This window comes from Amphritea atlantica, from assembly GCF_900111095.1.
GTDB lineage: Bacteria > Pseudomonadota > Gammaproteobacteria > Pseudomonadales > Balneatricaceae > Amphritea > Amphritea atlantica.
The window spans coordinates 67,521-85,185 of the sequence record NZ_FOGB01000012.1; the positions used below are offsets into that span (position 1 = coordinate 67,521).

The window sequence follows — 17,665 nt, forward strand, 5'->3', positions numbered from 1 at the left end:
TCCAAGTCTAACAGCATTTACTGGTATTTTTGATACACTATGTCACTAACTTAGGGGCTTAAATTTTCCATGATGACAGACTAACTCAACACTCCGATACAGCAAGCCAGCAGCATGACCTCAGGTATGTTTCAGTAAGATATGGAGCTCCCCTTTAAAAAACGCTTAAACCACCCAAAAAAACAGACGTCCAATGCAAAAAAAAATCGATACAGCTTCCTCTTCGCAACACACCCCCATGATGCAGCAATACCTCAAGATCAAGGCTGAACATCCGGATCAGTTGGTGTTCTATCGGATGGGAGATTTCTATGAGCTGTTTTTTGAGGATGCAAAGAAAGCGTCTCAGCTATTAGATATTTCCTTAACGGCCAGGGGGAAGTCTGCCGGGGAGCCTATTCCCATGGCGGGGATCCCTTATCATTCCGCGGATGGTTATATTGCAAAAATTGTCCGGGCGGGGGAGTCCGTTGCGATCTGTGAGCAGGTGGGTGATCCGGCCACCAGCAAAGGTCCGGTCGAACGTAAGGTGATGCGCATCGTTACACCGGGCACCCTGAGTGATGAAGCGCTGCTGGATGAGCGGCGCGATAGCCTGCTGATTGCGGTCAATACCGATCTGCAGCGCTACGGTATTGCGATTGTCGATATCAGCACCGGGCGTTTCAGTTTGCTTGAGGTGGCCGGTGAAGAAGCACTGCATGGTGAGCTTGAACGCATCAAGCCCGCTGAGATTCTGTTCAATGATGGTCACAACCTGGCTCAGCCACTGCAATCTTACAAGGGATTGCGCCCTCAGGCCCCCTGGAACTTTGAACTGGAAACAGCCGAACGACTCTTGTGCCAGCAGTTTCAGACCAAGGACCTGACCGGCTTTGGCTGCGATCATCTGCCGGTGGCTCTGGGCGCTGCAGGCTGCCTGCTGCAATACGCAAAAGAGACACAGCGCACTGCACTACCTCATATTCGCCGTTTGCTGCTGGAACAGCGGGACGAAAGCGTGATTCTCGATGCCGCAACCCGTAAAAACCTGGAGATCGATATCAATCTGGCAGGTGGACGGGAAAACACCCTGGCCGCAGTGATCGATAAAACCGCCACCCCGATGGGCAGCCGGATGCTCAGACGCTGGCTGAACCGACCTCTGCGTTGCCGTAATACTCTGCAATCCCGCCAGGCAGCACTGCAATGGCTGATCAGTGACTATCGCTTCGAGCAACTATCCCCTGCGCTAAAACAGATTGGTGATATCGAACGGGTGTTAGCCCGGGTTGCCCTGCGTTCTGCCCGCCCCCGGGACCTCGAGCGCTTGAAGAGCGCGTTTCAGGTGCTGCCGGAACTGCAGGACTATCTGGCCGCAACACAACCCGCACTGCTCAAAACCCTGGCGCAAACTGCCGGCACTTTTCCGGATCTTTGTGACCTGCTGAATCGGGCAGTCATTGAGAACCCTCCCGTGGTTATCCGTGATGGCGGAGTGATCGCCACAGGTTACGATGCGGAACTGGACGAGTTACGCGGTCTCAGTGAAAACGCTGGCGATTATCTGGTGCAACTGGAAACCCGCGAGCGGGAGCGCACCGGCATTCCAACCCTTAAAGTCGGTTATAACCGGGTGCACGGCTACTTTATCGAGATAGGCAAAGCACAGAAAGCCGAAGTGCCTGCTGACTATATCCGTCGTCAGACCCTGAAAAATGCAGAGCGTTATATTACCCCGGAACTGAAAGAGTTTGAGGACAAGGCTCTGAGTGCGAAAAGCCGGGCACTGACCCGCGAAAAAGCCCTCTATGAATCCTTGGTTGAGACGCTTGCGGAGCAACTGGCCCAGCTGCAGGACAGCGCTGCGGCGCTGGCAGAGCTGGATGTTCTGTGCAACCTTGCCGAACGTGCCGACAGTCTGGACTATGTCGCACCAACCCTGGCCGATGAACCGCAGATTCAGATCGCTGGCGGGCGCCACCCGGTAGTAGAAGATGTATTGGATGATCCGTTCGTTGCCAACGATCTGAAGCTGTCCCCCGAACGGCAGATGCTGATTATCACCGGCCCTAACATGGGCGGTAAATCCACCTATATGCGTCAGGCCGCCCTGATTACACTGCTGGCTCATATCGGTAGTTATGTGCCCGCCCAGAGTGCCACCATCGGCCTGGTTGACCGGATATTTACCCGTATGGGGTCGTCCGATGATCTGGCCGGCGGTCGCTCGACTTTTATGGTTGAGATGACTGAAACAGCCAATATTCTACATAACGCCACCGAACAAAGCCTGGTGCTGATGGATGAGGTCGGTCGCGGAACCAGCACCTTTGATGGCTTATCCCTGGCCTGGTCAGCGGCGGAATACCTGGCCAATGAAGTGAAGGCGATGACCCTGTTTGCCACCCACTATTTTGAATTAACAGTACTGCCAGAACTCTGTCAGGGCGTTTTCAATGTGCATCTTACCGCTATGGAACATCAGGACCATATCGTCTTTATGCATGAGGTTCAGGAGGGGCCGGCGAGTCAGAGCTATGGTTTACAGGTTGCCCAACTGGCAGGTGTGCCGGCTAATGTCATCAGCCGGGCACGGCAGAAACTGATCCAGCTGGAAGAGGATACAGGTCAGACGGAGCAGCGGCGTCAACCACCGCCGGTACAGGATGATCTGTTTGTCGCGCCACGGCCCCACCCTGCGCTGGTGCAGTTGCAAACACTGGAACCGGACAACCTGACCCCCCGTGAGGCACTGGATCTGATCTACAGTCTGAAAAAGGCGGCGGAGCGCAGCTAAACCGCCAACCAGAGGTAACACAGACAAAAAAAAACGGGCTCATCGCCCGTTTTTTCTTTACGCTGACGTTCAGCCTTTCAGCAGATCTTCTCCGCTCAGACCGTTTCGCTCAACGATTTCACGCAGCTTACGCAGCGCTTCAACCTGTATCTGGCGTACCCGCTCGCGAGTCAGGCCGATCTCTTTACCCACCTCTTCCAGCGTGCTCATCTCATAGCCCCGCAGCCCGAAGCGCCGTGACAGCACCTCAGCATGTTTCTCCGGCAGCATGCTGAGCCAGCCTTCCAGATTACCACTGATGTTTGATTTTTGCAGCAGTGTTTCCGGGTCAGATGACTCCTCGTCGGCAATCGTATCCAGCAACATCTTATCGGAGTCTTTACCCACCGGTACGTCGATAGAGCTGACGCGTTCATTCAGACCAAACATCTTTTCGACATTTTCAACCGGCTTATCAACGGCGGCGGCTATCTCATCGACGGTTGGCTCATGATCAAGCTTCTGCGCCAGTTCACGGGCAGCGCGCAGATAAACATTCAGCTCTTTCACCACATGGATAGGCAAACGGATGGTGCGGGTCTGATTCATAATCGCCCGTTCTATGGTTTGTCTGATCCACCAGGTGGCATAGGTTGAGAAACGAAATCCTCTTTCCGGGTCAAACTTTTCAACCGCCCTGATCAGACCGAGGTTCCCCTCTTCGATCAGATCCAGCAGTGTCAGACCACGATTGATATAGCGGCGGGCAATTTTCACCACCAGCCGGAGATTACTCTCAATCATCCGCTTGCGCGAGGCTTCATCACCCTTCAGCGCCCGACGGGAGAAGTACACTTCCTCTTCCGCGGTCAGTAGCGGTGAGAAACCTATCTCATTCAGATATAACTGTGTTGCATCCAGTGTTTTAGCATTCAGCAGGTCATTATGGGCCATACTTCCCTTGCCCCGTCCACTGTTGAGAAACTCTGGCTCGTCGTCGGCAACATCATCAAGATCGGTCTCCGCATCGTCTATATCGACAGACACCGTATCCAGATCCTGATCATTATTTTCAACATTTCCCATTTTTCATTCCCGAGTAACCTGTTGTTTTATAATCTTTTATCAGTTACTGCATAGTGATAATTGTTATATATTCATCTTTTACGCGGCAGATACATCATTGGATCCACAGGCTGTCCATCCCTGCGGATCTCAAAATGCAGCATTGTTCGGGCGGCTCCACTATTACCAATTTCAGCAATTTTGTCACCTATTTTTACCTTATCATTTTCTTTCACCAGAATGCGACTGTTATGCGCATATGCACTCAGAAATTTCTGATTATGATGAATAATGACAAGATTGCCATAGCCTAATAAGCCACTACCGGCATACACCACTTTGCCCGATTCAGCAGCGAACACCGGTTCCCCTTTACTGCCAGCAAAGTTGATCCCTTTATTGATCGTGCCTTTATTACTGAATCGGTCAATAATCTTGCCTGATGCCGGCCAGCGCCACTTCAATGCCCGGTCTGCGACCGGTTCAACCATTTTTTTCACAACCACAGGGGCGGCTTTAGGTCTGGTTTTCTGTGCCACTGGCGCGGGTGGCGAAACCTTTTTTTGCGCTACGACCGCTTTAACCGGCCGGGCAGATTTTACAGGGGTCGCAGAGGATGCAGGTTGAGCAACAGCGACCACCTGGCGCGGTCCCTTTTTATCTGGAGGGGTCTCTTTCAGTTCGAGGAGCTGACCCGGGAAGATCTCATAGCGATCACTGATACCGTTAGTGCGGGCCAGCTGTCTGAAATCAAGACCATAGCGGAACGCGATGGAATAGAGCGTATCTCCCCGGCGCACCCGATATTGACCGGGACGCGTCTGGCTGCTGACCACCTTAACCGGATGACGGCCACTGATTGAACGTTCATCCACCGGGGTGTAGAGGCTGGTTGAGCTGCAGGCAGACAGCATCAGCACCACAGCAAACAGTGCTGGAGCTGAGAGAATATCTGCAACTGCTCTCACCATAGTCTATTCCTTAGCGGCCTGATAACGCTCCATAGCCACGACAATAACAATACCCATCAGGGTTAACCCAAGCGCCCAGAACATAAAAGCGGACTGCCCGGTGATGCTTTCAAAGTTCCAGGGAAGCACATTATCCTGCAACAATGGAACCTGCTCCCCATGACGATTGATTGAATATGACAGGGTGTATTTCCAGGGCCAGACTTTATTCAGCGAGCCGAACATAAAGCCCGCCAGCAACGCCAGGGTCACCTGTCTGTGGTGGCTGAACATCCAGCTGAGCAATCGGGAAAAGCTCATGATGCCAACCACACAACCGGCCACAAACAGGCCGATCAGTTGAAAATCAGCGCCTTTCACGGCCGCCAGAATATGGGCATACATCCCCAGCAACAAGAGGATAAAGCTACCAGAGATACCGGGCAGGATCATTGCACAGATAGCAACAGCGCCGGATAGAAACACCATCAGGGCCGTAGGCTCAACACTGACAGGGGCGATGCTGGTTATGATATAGGCCACAATCGAACCGATGATAAAGCTGGAGATCAGATTCATATCCCACCGCTCAATATGACTCATCACCAACCATACCGAGGCCAGAATCAGGCCAAAAAAGAATGCCCATAGCAGAATCGGATAGTGGGCCAGCAGGAACAGCACCGCTCCGGCAATCGTAACAATACTGGTAATAATACCCGCCAGCAGGACCAACAGAAAGCTGCCATTTACCTGCTTCCAGAACGCCACAGGACCACGCTGAAACAGCACCCGGACCGCTCCCAGATTAAAACTCTTGATAGTGTTGATCAGTTCTTCATAGATACCGGTTATAAAAGCGATGGTACCACCAGACACGCCAGGGACCACATCCGCAGCCCCCATCATGACACCCTTAAAAAACAGCCCAAGATACTCCCGGGTTGTACGCGTTGTATTCATTTAATATTCCGTTACATCCATCAGTTCAGCGTATCGTTCCGCTTAACAGGGGCACAAACTTAACCCCTTCAAGTACCGTTGTTTCATACTCAGTGTCTGTGACCCGGATAACCAGCTTTAGTTGCTGATTTTGCGTGCCACCCACCGGAATCACTAAGCGGCCTCCCACGGATAGCTGTGCCAGCAGCTCTGGCGGCACCTCCTCCGGCGCCGCAGTCACCATAATGCCATCAAATGGGCCGCGATCAGCCCAACCCATGCCGCCATCACTGTGCCTCAGGGAGACATTACGGATTTTGAGCAGAGCAAAACGCTGTCGAGCCCTTTCCTGTAACGGTTTAATCCGTTCGACACTGAACACCTTATCAACCAGTTGTGCCAGCACGGTAGTCTGATACCCAGACCCGGTACCCACCTCGAGCACTTTTTCCAGAGGGCCTTCGGCCATCAGAATTTCTGTCATGCGGGCCACAATATAGGGCTGCGAGATCGTCTGGTTAAAACCGATAGGCAGTGCGGTATCTTCATAGGCACGATGGGAGAGTGCCTCATCGATAAAAATATGCCGGGGGGTGTTGCCCATAATATCGAGCACCTGCTGATCATTGATCCCCTGCTCTTTCAGCCGCTGCACCAGCCTGCTGCGGGTCCGCTGGGAGGTCATCCCAATCCCCTGCAACTGCAACTTATTCACTCTAAATCCTCAAGCCAGTTACTTAGATTATCCATTCCTGAATACTGCGTCATATCGACATTCAACGGGGTAATTGAAACATAGCCGGACTTCACCGCATAAAAATCGGTGCCCGGACCACAGTCTGCCGCCACCCCCGCACCTGCGATCCAGAAGCGCTTCGTACCACGGGGATCGATCGATTCGACCGGCGCATCGGCCACCACCCGATGCCCCAGACGGGTGACATGAACCCCTTTGAGCTGATCCAGTGGCAGATCCGGCACATTAACATTCAACACAGTTCGGGGGGCCAGCACCAGTCCCTGAATGTCCCGGACCAGTTGACGCACCACTTCGGCAGCCGTGTCATAGTTCACCGGATTACTGCCCGCCAGGGAAACCGCAATCGGCGGCAGATGCAGATGACGCCCCTCCATGGCTGCTGCGACCGTGCCCGAATAAAGCACATCATCACCCAGATTCGAGCCGCAGTTAATGCCCGAGATCACCATATCGGGGGGTTCATGATAGATACCGCCAATGCCCAGATGCACACAATCGGTCGGAGTACCATTGATACCGATAAAACCGTTCTGATGGTGGTGTGCTTCGAGGGGACGATCCAGCGTCAATGAGTTGCTGGCTCCGCTGCGATTACGATCCGGTGCGACCACCGCCAATTCTGAGTCCTGAGCAAGAATACGTGCCAGTGCTTCCAGGCCCGGGGCATACACCCCATCGTCATTGGAGAGTAATAATCTCATCACTCAGACTCCGGTTCCGGTTGCCCTGATGCAGATGACACCTGTGCCAGCTCCCGCAGCACACTGGTGGCAAAGCTGCCGGCGGGCAGATTAAAGGCCAGGACAAACTGATCATCAGCCTCCTGTTCAATGGTCAGATTCGCCGGCATCAGCCGGGTTGAACGGCGTTCCTGGTTCAGCCCCAGCCGCTCCAGTCCCTCCAGTTGTTCCTGCCAGGGCGTTAACTGCGCGATCTCCCAGGCAGCCGCTTCTGCGGTACAGATTGAGCGACCACGGCCCCACATCGCTGCTGTCAGGTGCAAGTCAGCAGATTGCAGACGGCTCAGGATAGTGTCATCCTGTGGATCAAAGGGAAAACAACTCTGACTGCCATTGATCATCAGCACATCACCGGGCATCGGTTGCGAAAAGAGCGACTGAGCGATGCGCTGAGACACCAACTGATTAAACATATAGGAACGCACCGCCGAGATATACAGCCCTTTTTTGTGTCGCTGACGCTCTTTCAGCTTCCCGGCTATCAGCAGCGCCCCCTTGTGCAGGTTTCCCTGATGGTGTCCGAATCGCTGTTCACCAAAATAGTTGGGCACACCCGCCCGGATCTGTTCCGCCCGACGGAGCAGTTCCGCCGGTTCACTGACCTGACGCAGACGGATCTCAAACCGGTTACCGTTAAGACTCCCCAGCCGCAACTTACGGGTATGCTTAACCGCTTTAAGCACCTTAATCGTCTCGGTTTCAAACAGCGACCAGGTCAGCGGAGCACGCCCCGGCAGATGAACACTAAACCATTGTTCGGTCACCGCATGGCGATCTTTTTTACCGGCGTAGCCAACCTCTTTAGGACTTACCTGGCAAAAGTGCGCCAGTTGCCGGGCTACCCAGTCAGTATTTTCACCGGTTTTGCGGATATAGAGAAACACATGATCGCCGCTGCCTTCAGGCTCAAAAGAGAGATCTTCTGTCACCCTGAAATCATCGGCTTCAGTTCGGATAACCGCACGATTGGCAGGCTCACCGTAGAGATAGTTTAACTCGTTTGGAAAGTTCATTAACGCTAGGATTTCCGTTACTGACCGCTATCGGCCGGTGGCTTACCTGGCAACGCCGGAACCAACTGAAAGAAGGATTCGTCTTCTTTCACCATGCCCAGCTGATTTCGGGCCCGCTCTTCCAGTGCCTCCAGTCCCTGCTTGAGATCCTGGACCTCAGCATCTAACTGATGGTTACGACTCACCAGAAGATCATTTTCCGCCCGTTGCCGCTCGATCTCCTGCTGTAACGCCTGCACTTCCCCCAGGTTCGCTTCGCCAAACCACAGCCGGTACTGCAGCCCGATCAGGCAGATCAGCAGCAACAACATAATCGAACGAAATAAACTCAGGCGAAACACAGTCCGACAGCACTCTTACTCTTTATATAGTCAAAAAAGGGGGCGTTAAGCCCCCTTAGTATTTCACAGATCAGTTAAAAATTAACCCTGACCTTTAATTTCAGACAAACCGTTGTAAACCGCGTTTTCACCCAGTTCCTCTTCGATGCGCAGCAGACGGTTATATTTAGCTACACGATCGGAACGACACAGGGAACCGGTCTTAATCTGACCTGCAGCAGTACCAACAGCCAGATCAGCAATCGTAGTATCTTCAGTTTCACCTGAACGATGAGAGATCACTGCTGTGAAGCCAGCATCCTTGGCCATCTTGATCGCATCCAGGGTCTCAGACAGAGATCCGATCTGGTTAAACTTGATCAGGATAGAGTTACCGATGCTCTGCTCGATACCGCGGCTGAGAATCCTGGTATTGGTAACGAAAAGATCGTCCCCCACCAACTGAACCTTATCACCGATCTTCTTAGTCAGGTATGCCCAGCCATCCCAGTCGGACTCATCCAGGCCATCCTCAATGGAAACGATCGGGTAGTTCTCTGTCAGTGCTGCCAGATAGTCACTGAAGCCTTCGGCATCGAATACTTTGCCTTCACCGGACAGGTCATACTTGCCATCTTTATAGAATTCAGACGCCGCACAGTCGAGCGCCAGGGTAACATCTTTACCCAGCTCGTATCCCGCATTGGAGATCGCTTCTTTGATCACCACCAGCGCTTCTTCATTAGACGCCAGGTTCGGTGCAAAACCACCTTCATCACCCACCGCTGTACTCAGACCGCGGCCTTTCAGAACCGCTTTCAGTGAGTGAAAGATCTCAGCGCCACAACGCAGACCATCGGAGAACTTAGTAAAGTTAACGGGCTGAACCATGAACTCCTGGATATCAACGTTGTTATCCGCATGCTCACCGCCATTGAGGATATTCATCATCGGTACCGGCAGTGAGTACTGACCCGCTGTACCGTTAATGTCAGCAATATGAGCGTACAGTGGAACGCCTTTAACAACGGCTGCGGCCTTGGCTGCTGCCAGAGACACCGCCAGGATAGCATTAGCACCCAACTTTTCTTTGTTCTCGGTGCCGTCCAGTTCCAGCATCCGGTTATCCAGAGCACGCTGATCGGTGACATCCATACCGGTCAGTGCTTCACGGATAACACCGTTCACAGCAGCAACTGCCTTCAGCACACCTTTCCCCAGATAGCGGCTCTTATCACCATCACGCAACTCAAGGGCTTCACGGGACCCGGTAGAGGCACCGGACGGTGCGCAGGCAGAACCGATTACACCAGAGTCCAGAATAACATCGGCTTCAACGGTTGGGTTACCACGGGAATCGAGAACTTCACGGGCTTTAATGTCAGCAATCTGTGCCATTGGCTAAACTCCAATAATTATTTCTATTCTTTATTTCTCAAGGTCCTGATAGGCCAGGGAGGCTTCAATAAAGCCTGTAAACAATCCATGGCCATCCCTTGGGGTAGAGGTAAACTCAGGGTGGAACTGACAGGCCACAAACCACGGATGATCCGGTGCCTCCACAACCTCAACCAGCTCTCCATCAACAGAGCGGCCTGAGATAATCAGCCCCGCTTCTTCAAGCTGAGGAACATAGTTGTTGTTAACTTCATAACGATGACGATGGCGCTCTTTGATCTCGGTTGCCCCATAGGCCTGATAAGCCCGGGTGCCCTCTTTGAGGGTACAGACCTGCGCCCCAAGGCGCATAGTACCGCCCAGATCATCGGTATAACCACGAATCTCTCTGGCACCCTCTTCGGTCATCCATTCGGTGATCAGACCCACCAGCGGAGAGGCCGCATTGGCATCAAACTCAGTACTGCTGGCATCGGTGATACCGGCAACGTGGCGGGCATATTCGATAACCGCCACCTGCATGCCCAGACAGATCCCCAGATAGGGCACCTTGTTTTCCCGGGCGAATTTAACGGCGGCAATTTTGCCCTCAACACCACGCTCGCCAAAACCGCCAGGCACCAGAATGGCGGAGACATCTTCCAGCAGGCCAATACCATCGCGCTCGATCTGCTCTGAGTCGATATACTTGATATTGACTTTGGTACGCAGTGCAATACCGGCATGGGAGATCGCTTCGATCAGCGATTTATAGGCGTCCAGCAACTCCATATACTTACCCACCATCGCAATGGTCACTTCACGATGAGGGTTCAGTTTAGCATCGGACACCCGGTCCCACTCGGTCAGATCGGCAGGCGGGCAATCCAGGTTAAACTGCTCGATGACGATCTGATCCAGTTTCTGCTCGCTAAGCATTCTTGGAATCTTGTAGATACAGTCAGCATCCGGCAACGAGATAACTGCCCGTTCTTCAACGTTGGTAAACAGGGAAAGTTTACGACGCGAGGACACTGGCAGCGCAAAGTCAGAGCGGCACACCAGAATATCAGGCTGAATACCGATAGAGCGCAGCTCTTTTACCGAGTGCTGGGAAGGTTTAGTCTTAATCTCACCGGCAGTGGCGATATAAGGCACCAGTGTCAGATGCATAAACATCGCCCGGCGGGCACCCAGCTCAACTTTCAGCTGTCGCACCGCTTCCATAAATGGCAGCGATTCAATATCGCCCACGGTGCCACCGATCTCAACCAGTGCGATATCGGCATCACCGGCACCTTCGAGTACCCGGCGCTTGATCTCATCGGTAATATGCGGAATCACCTGAACGGTACCGCCGAGATAGTCACCGCGACGCTCTTTACGCAGCACATGCTGATAGACACGCCCGGCAGTAAAGTTGTTACGCTTGGACATGGTGGTGCGGATAAAGCGCTCGTAGTGCCCCAGGTCCAGGTCGGTTTCTGCACCATCTTCGGTAACAAATACCTCACCATGCTGGATTGGGCTCATTGTCCCCGGATCAACGTTAATGTACGGATCCAGTTTAAGCATGGTGACTTTCAGCCCCCGGGCCTCAAGGATAGCTGCGAGTGATGCGGATGCGATGCCTTTCCCTAATGAGGAAACAACACCACCTGTGACGAAAATATATCGCGTCATGAGGAACCTGTATCTGGTCGTGAAAAGTGAGTCGAGCTGTTCCGAAAACAGCTACTAAAGATGGGGCTACAGGGTATCAGAATCACCCCGTGCAGACAATGCAGTTGGCAGCCATTTGAGTGCAAAACCGCTGCCTTTTTTTTCACTTTGCCAGCCCTCACAGATGCAGATTCCCGGCAACGCGACAATCTCATCGTCAACCACACATACCGGCCATGAGCTTCGCTGCCAGGCAGGAATATGATGCTCCTGAAATAATTTTTTCAAACTGCATGAACCACCCCGCCCGACGGGCCTGCAACGATCCCCATCAGAACGGTTGCGCAGGGTCACACCGGTCAGACTTTTTAACCCGCCCGGGGCGACACTGCGAACCACTTGCAGCGTTCCCTGAGCGGTCTGCACGCCCTCTTCACTGAGTGGCCAGTTGCCCCATTCGATGTCGACCTGCTCCGGTTGCAGAACAATAACGCCCTGATAGCGCCGCACCTGAAACGCCCCCAGTTGAACAACCGGCTGGCGGTCATCCGCCGCTGCAATCAGCTGCAGAACACTCTTTACCTGCCGCTCGCCGATGGAGACACCAGCCCTGAGACACCAGAAACGCAGCAGATTTGCTCTTCGCGGTCTGCTCAGATCCAGCAGCGCCTGACACTCCAGGCCGTCACCAGAACCGACACTATGCAGATCAATCTCTGCCAGATCCCTGTGCAGCTGCTCAGCATCTCGGAGATACCCCGCAGTATCCGCCCAGCGACGGGAAAAACCGGGCCAGCGGGCCTGCAACAAAGGCAACACCTTATGCCTGAGGTAGTTGCGGTCGTAGCGAAGATCGTTATTGCTGGGGTCATCAACCCACTGCAGCTGTTGCGCCTGGGCCCAGCTGTGTAACTGCTGCCGGGTGATGCTCAATAGCGGTCGGTAAAGCTCAGCCTGCCCCAGCCTGCGGCTATCGGGGATACCGGCCAGCCCTCGCACCCCGGCACCCCGAAGTAACCGGAACAGCATGGTTTCCGTCTGGTCATCCAGATGGTGGGCCAGCAACAGACAATCACCGGGTTGCAGCAACTGCCCGAATAGCTGATAACGGGCATTACGGGCAGCCTGTTCCAGACTGGAGCCCTCATCAACAACCACTTTATGACTGACAAAAGAAAGCTTCAGCGAGCCGGCCAGACGCCCACAAAAGTCACTCCATTGCGCTGACTGAGACTGCAACTGGTGATCAATATTAACCACCAGCAGTTGCTCAGCGGGCAACGACCTGGCCGCCAGATGGAGCAGCACCACCGAGTCCAGCCCACCACTCAGGCCAACCACCCAGCGGGTTACCCTGCTGCGCCGGTCTTTAAGCTGCTGATCAAAGTAGGACTGAAGATCTTTCATATCGGTTTTCTATCATTGCCCTGGCTCATGGCTGACAGGCAAAAAAAACCGCCGGTGTCGCCGGCGGTTGCTGTGTTACTGGCTAATGCCGTAGGACATAAGTCGCTGGTAGCGTCGTTCCAGCAAATCGTCCTGCTCAATATCTGACAACCGCTCCAGTGTCTCCAACAGATGCTTCTTGAGGTTAGCCGCCATCAGCGCGTGATCCCGGTGAGCACCACCCAGAGGCTCATCAACAATCTGATCCACCAGACCCAGCGCGTGCAGACGATCCGAGGTCAGACCCATCGCCCGGGCAGCATCGGGCGCCTTATCAGCGCTTTTCCACAGAATAGATGCACAGCCTTCCGGAGAGATAACAGAGTAGGTGGAGTATTGCAGCATCATCAACTCATCGCAGACGCCGATCGCCAGGGCTCCACCGGAACCGCCTTCGCCTACCACAGTAGCAACAATCGGCGTATTCAGTCGGGACATTGCCGCCAGGTTGAATGCGATCGCTTCAGACTGACCCCGCTCCTCAGCATCGATACCGGGATAAGCTCCAGGGGTATCAATAAAGGTAAGGATCGGCATCTTAAAACGTTCGGCCATCTCCATCAGACGCAGCGCTTTACGATAGCCCTCAGGACGCGGCATGCCGAAGTTGCGACGCACCTTTTCCTTCACTTCACGGCCTTTCTGATGGCCAATCACCATCACCGGACGCCCTTCCAGACGCGCAATACCACCCACCAGAGCCCGGTCATCTGCAAAATGACGGTCACCATGGATCTCTTCAAATTCGTCGAAAATCAGCTTAACGTAATCCAGAGTGTAAGGACGCTGAGGGTGACGAGCGATCTGGGAGATCTGCCATTCACTCAGGTCGCTGAACAAAGATTTAGTCAGCGTGCGGCTTTTTGCCTGCAACTTTGAGATCTCTTCCTCAATGTTCAGTTCATTGTCATCGCCAACCAGACGCAGCTCTTCAATCTTGGCTTCCAGGTCTGCAATTGGCTGTTCGAAATCCAGATAGTTGGGATTCATGTATTGATATTCCGTAAGTTTGCTTCGTTCCGGCCGGGACGCAGTGGCAACTAAAGATCAGCCGACGATAAAAATTGGCCTAATTCTACCCTGTGTAGAGACTAAGAACCACCCTGATCAGTAGCGAATTCTGACCGCATCTCCGCCAAACTGGTCTTTAAGCTTGAGCAACAACTCGTCACTGGGTTTCACCTGCCACGCCTCACCAAGACAGAGCGTTGCAGAGGCATTATCGCTGCTGTAACGCAACGCCACCGGCATATTCACATCACCTTTATGGGCCTGAAGCAGCTCACCAAAGGATTTTAAAGGCCGCTCTTTCAACTGCGAGCTATCGCAGTCGATCTCAATCTGACGACCATACCGGGCGCGGCACTGGGTTATATCAACAACCTTATTACCCCGCACCTTGAGCTTATCGGTGCCGGAATAACTATCGATGGTGATCTCACCTTCGATCAGCAGTATCGCATCCTTGTTAAGCATGGTGCGGTATTCGTCATACGCCTCACCAAACAGCGAGACCTCTATTCTTGAGGTGCGGTCATCCAGCGTGACAAAACAGAGTGAGTCCCCTTTTTTGGTTTTCTTAACCCGCACGTCCACCACCAGGCCCAGCATTTTTTGTTGCTGACCCCGCTGGGGCACCAGCTCCACGATCCGCCGGGAGATGAAGTTAGGTAACTCAGACTCATACTCATCGATCGGATGCCCGGTTACATAGAGCCCCAGGGTATCTTTTTCACCCTGCAGACGCTCCTTATCGGTCCAGTTCCGAAGCTTCATATATTCTGCATAGGGATCCCGGGGCTGCTCGGCCTCAACCTCACCGAACAGGTCAAACATCCCCGCGCTCTGATTACGCTCGGACTGATCCGCCGCTTTCAGCGCTTCACCGATGGAGGCCCACAGCTGGGCACGATCCGGCCCCAGATGATCCAGTGCACCCGAGCGGACTAACGCTTCCAGCACCCTCTTATTGAGCTTTTTACTACCAACACGCTTACAAAAATCAAAGATATCCTTGAAATGTCCACCCTGATTACGCGCCTCGACAATTGCTTCAATCGGGCCTTCACCGACCCCTTTAATCGCCCCCAGACCGTATACAATCTCACCCTTATCATTCACGGTGAACATGTACTCGCCCCAGTTAACATCCGGCAACACCAACGGCAGCTTCATGGTGCGACACTCTTCGATGAAGATCACCACCTTATCGGTGTTCTGCATATCAGAGGAGAGAACCGCGGCCATGAATGGCGCAGGGTAGTGTGCTTTCAGCCAGGCGGTCTGATAGGAAACCAGTGCATAGGCGGCGGAGTGAGATTTGTTGAAACCGTAGCCAGCGAACTTCTCTACCAGGTCAAAGATGTTGCCTGCCAGGTCCCGGTCGATACCATTGGTTTCACAACCATCGAGGAATACCGCCCGCTGCTTGGCCATCTCTTCGGGCTTTTTCTTACCCATCGCCCGACGCAGCATATCCGCGCCACCGAGGGTATAACCTGCCATCACCTGTGCGATCTGCATGACCTGTTCCTGATACAGGATGATACCGTAGGTCGGTTCCAGTACCGGTTGCAGAATATCCAGCTGATAATCGGCGTGAGGATAGGCCAGCTCAGCCTGTCCATGCTTACGCAAGATAAAGTCGTCCACCATGCCCGACTGCAGCGGGCCAGGTCGGAACAGCGCCACCAGCGCGACAATATCTTCAAAGCGGTCCGGTTTCAGACGCCGCACCAGATCCTTCATACCACTGGATTCCAGCTGGAATACTGCGGTGGTTTCTGCGGATTGCAGCAGATTAAAGGTGGCTCGGTCCTCCAGATCGATCAACGCAATATCGAGAGGCTCTTCACCATTCCTGGCGCGGATCCGGTCGATGGTTTTCACCGCCCAGTCGACGATTGTCAGAGTTCGCAGGCCGAGGAAGTCGAACTTAACCAGACCGGCTTCCTCCACATCGCTCTTATCAAACTGAGTCACCAGGCCGTGACCAAACTCATCACAGTAGGTGGCCGAGAAATCGGTCAGTTTAGTCGGGGCAATCACCACACCACCGGCGTGTTTACCCACGTTACGGGTCAGGCCCTCCAGCTTGAGGGCCATCTCCATGATCTCCTGAGCCTCTTCACTGGAGTCGACAAACTCCTTCATCAGAGGCTCTTCCACCATCGCCCGGCTCAGGGTAATACCCACCTCAAAGGGGATCAGCTTGGACAGGCGGTCGGCCAGGCCAAAGGCTTTACCCTGCACCCGGGCAACATCCCGTACCACCGCCTTAGCCGCCATGGTACCGAAAGTGACGATCTGGGATACCGCATCCCGACCATAAGTTTCAGCCACATAGTCGATAACCCGGTCACGGTTATCCATACAGAAGTCGATATCGAAGTCGGGCATCGATACCCGTTCCGGGTTGAGGAAACGTTCGAACAGCAGGTCGTATTCCAATGGATCAAGGTCGGTAATCTTCTGCGCATAGGCGACCAGAGAGCCGGCACCCGAACCCCGGCCAGGCCCCACCGGCACGCCGTTATCCTTACCCCACTGGATAAAGTCCATAACGATCAGGAAGTAACCGGGGAAACCCATCTGGGTGATAATATCCAGCTCAAATCTCAGCCGTTCTTCGTATGGTCTGCGCTTCTCAGCATAATCCGGATCATTTTTATCCAACAAAATATCCAGACGCTCTTCCAGCCCCTTCCAGGAGACATCGGCAAAAAACTGATCCATGGTCATCCCATCCGGGATGGGATATTTCGGCAGATAGTAGGTGCCCAGATCCAGTTCTACATTACAGCGTTTGGCGATCTCTACGGTGTTGGTAATCGCAGAGGGGATATCACTGAACAACTCAGTCATCTCTTCGGGGGTGCGCAGATACTGCTGTTCGCTGTAGTATTTTGGCCGGTGAGGGTCTTCCAGAGTTCGCCCCTGGTTGATACACACCCGTACTTCATGTGCTTCAAAATCCTCCGGCTTGAGGAACATCACCTCATTGGTGGCAACCAGTGGGCAACCCGTCTCATGGGCCAGCTGGACCGAAGCATGGACACAGTTTTCATCACCCGGTCGTCCGGTACGCTGAATTTCCAGGTAGAAACGATCTGGAAATATGGATTGCCACTGTTCCACTACAGCCCGGGCAGAATCGTTGTCCGCCAGCGCCCGTCCCACCTCACCATCTTTTGCACCCGACAGTGCGATCAGTCCCTCGGCGCGCTCAACGATCCAGCTCTTTTTCAGTAACGCCCGCTCAGGCTGAATATTCTGACCTTTCTCATAGGCCAGGGAGATCAGCTCCATCAGATTGCGGTAGCCTTTCTCATTCATGGCTAGCAGCGTCATCCGGTGGGGAGTCGCCTCCGGATCGGTCTCATTTTCGATCCAGATATCTGCGCCAAAAATCGGCTTTATTCCCGCCCCGGTGGTCGCTTTAAAGAATTTAACCAGCGCAAACAGGTTTACCTGATCGGTGATGGCGATAGCGGGGATCTGCTGATCTTTCGCAACACTCACCAGCTCTTTAATGCGCACCAGCCCATCAACCAGTGAATACTCAGTGTGCAGTCGAAGATGTACAAATGCCGGGTCTGTCATTTCAGCTCATTTATTCAGTGATAATTGTGG

At 53.5% G+C, this 17,665-nt stretch carries 13 protein-coding genes; 1 reads left to right on the forward strand and 12 read right to left on the reverse strand.

Features of this window, described 5'->3' with window-relative positions:
* Positions 1 to 193 precede the first annotated feature (193 nt).
* A complete protein-coding gene (gene mutS, locus BMY09_RS16815; protein WP_091360578.1) occupies positions 194 to 2,779 on the forward strand; it encodes a DNA mismatch repair protein MutS in 2,586 nt (861 codons plus the stop codon).
* Between the two features lie 69 nt (positions 2,780 to 2,848).
* Here the strand turns inward: mutS and rpoS are convergent, their stop codons facing one another.
* The 12 genes from rpoS to dnaE form a co-directional block, all read right to left on the reverse strand.
* Positions 2,849 to 3,844, reverse strand: coding sequence for an RNA polymerase sigma factor RpoS (gene rpoS, locus BMY09_RS16820; RefSeq protein ID WP_091360579.1), 996 nt, complete (start codon positions 3,842 to 3,844; stop codon positions 2,849 to 2,851).
* Between the two features lie 71 nt (positions 3,845 to 3,915).
* On the reverse strand, positions 3,916 to 4,794 hold the full coding sequence (locus tag BMY09_RS16825; RefSeq protein WP_091360581.1) for a peptidoglycan DD-metalloendopeptidase family protein: 879 nt from the start codon (positions 4,792 to 4,794) through the stop codon (positions 3,916 to 3,918).
* Between the two features lie 3 nt (positions 4,795 to 4,797).
* Positions 4,798 to 5,736 (reverse strand): polyprenyl-phosphate transporter, encoded by a 939-nt coding sequence (locus tag BMY09_RS16830; protein WP_091360583.1) that lies wholly within the window; start codon positions 5,734 to 5,736, stop codon positions 4,798 to 4,800.
* A gap of 25 nt (positions 5,737 to 5,761) precedes the next feature.
* Positions 5,762 to 6,430, reverse strand: coding sequence for a protein-L-isoaspartate(D-aspartate) O-methyltransferase (locus BMY09_RS16835; RefSeq protein WP_091360585.1), 669 nt, complete (start codon positions 6,428 to 6,430; stop codon positions 5,762 to 5,764).
* Positions 6,427 to 7,176 (reverse strand): 5'/3'-nucleotidase SurE, encoded by a 750-nt coding sequence (gene surE / locus BMY09_RS16840; RefSeq protein ID WP_091360587.1) that lies wholly within the window; start codon positions 7,174 to 7,176, stop codon positions 6,427 to 6,429. The genes BMY09_RS16835 and surE overlap by 4 nt, the downstream gene beginning before the upstream one ends.
* Entirely contained in the window at positions 7,176 to 8,228 is a 1,053-nt protein-coding gene (gene truD / locus BMY09_RS16845) for a tRNA pseudouridine(13) synthase TruD (protein WP_091360589.1), read from the reverse strand. Before truD ends, surE begins: the two co-directional genes overlap by 1 nt.
* 17 nt (positions 8,229 to 8,245) lie before the next feature.
* Positions 8,246 to 8,569, reverse strand: coding sequence for a cell division protein FtsB (gene ftsB / locus BMY09_RS16850; RefSeq protein WP_425424964.1), 324 nt, complete (start codon positions 8,567 to 8,569; stop codon positions 8,246 to 8,248).
* A gap of 81 nt (positions 8,570 to 8,650) precedes the next feature.
* A complete protein-coding gene (eno, locus tag BMY09_RS16855) occupies positions 8,651 to 9,946 on the reverse strand; it encodes a phosphopyruvate hydratase (RefSeq protein ID WP_091360593.1) in 1,296 nt (431 codons plus the stop codon).
* A gap of 30 nt (positions 9,947 to 9,976) precedes the next feature.
* Positions 9,977 to 11,608, reverse strand: a complete 1,632-nt coding sequence (locus tag BMY09_RS16860) for a CTP synthase (RefSeq protein ID WP_091360594.1) — start codon at positions 11,606 to 11,608, stop codon at positions 9,977 to 9,979.
* 66 nt (positions 11,609 to 11,674) lie between these two features.
* On the reverse strand, positions 11,675 to 12,994 hold the full coding sequence (gene tilS, locus BMY09_RS16865; protein WP_091360596.1) for a tRNA lysidine(34) synthetase TilS: 1,320 nt from the start codon (positions 12,992 to 12,994) through the stop codon (positions 11,675 to 11,677).
* 75 nt (positions 12,995 to 13,069) lie between these two features.
* Positions 13,070 to 14,023 (reverse strand): acetyl-CoA carboxylase carboxyl transferase subunit alpha, encoded by a 954-nt coding sequence (gene accA / locus BMY09_RS16870; protein ID WP_091360597.1) that lies wholly within the window; start codon positions 14,021 to 14,023, stop codon positions 13,070 to 13,072.
* A 117-nt stretch (positions 14,024 to 14,140) separates the two neighbouring features.
* Positions 14,141 to 17,635 carry a DNA polymerase III subunit alpha gene (gene dnaE / locus BMY09_RS16875; protein ID WP_091360599.1) on the reverse strand — a complete coding sequence of 1,165 codons (3,495 nt, stop codon included), beginning with the start codon at positions 17,633 to 17,635 and terminating at the stop codon, positions 14,141 to 14,143.
* Between the last annotated feature and the right edge of the window lie 30 nt (positions 17,636 to 17,665).

Bases quoted from the DNA above. Each gene is read 5' to 3' on its own strand.
- surE (WP_091360587.1), bottom strand. From the start codon at position 7,176: ATGAGATTATTACTCTCCAATGACGATGGGGTGTATGCCCCGGGCCTG.
- BMY09_RS16830 (WP_091360583.1), bottom strand. From the start codon at position 5,736: ATGAATACAACGCGTACAACCCGGGAGTATCTTGGGCTGTTTTTTAAG.
- mutS (WP_091360578.1), top strand. From the start codon at position 194: ATGCAAAAAAAAATCGATACAGCTTCCTCTTCGCAACACACCCCCATG.
- eno (WP_091360593.1), bottom strand. From the start codon at position 9,946: ATGGCACAGATTGCTGACATTAAAGCCCGTGAAGTTCTCGATTCCCGT.
- BMY09_RS16825 (WP_091360581.1), bottom strand. From the start codon at position 4,794: ATGGTGAGAGCAGTTGCAGATATTCTCTCAGCTCCAGCACTGTTTGCT.
- rpoS (WP_091360579.1), bottom strand. From the start codon at position 3,844: ATGGGAAATGTTGAAAATAATGATCAGGATCTGGATACGGTGTCTGTC.
- dnaE (WP_091360599.1), bottom strand. From the start codon at position 17,635: ATGACAGACCCGGCATTTGTACATCTTCGACTGCACACTGAGTATTCA.
- BMY09_RS16860 (WP_091360594.1), bottom strand. From the start codon at position 11,608: ATGACGCGATATATTTTCGTCACAGGTGGTGTTGTTTCCTCATTAGGG.
- accA (WP_091360597.1), bottom strand. From the start codon at position 14,023: ATGAATCCCAACTATCTGGATTTCGAACAGCCAATTGCAGACCTGGAA.
- tilS (WP_091360596.1), bottom strand. From the start codon at position 12,994: ATGAAAGATCTTCAGTCCTACTTTGATCAGCAGCTTAAAGACCGGCGC.
- truD (WP_091360589.1), bottom strand. From the start codon at position 8,228: ATGAACTTTCCAAACGAGTTAAACTATCTCTACGGTGAGCCTGCCAAT.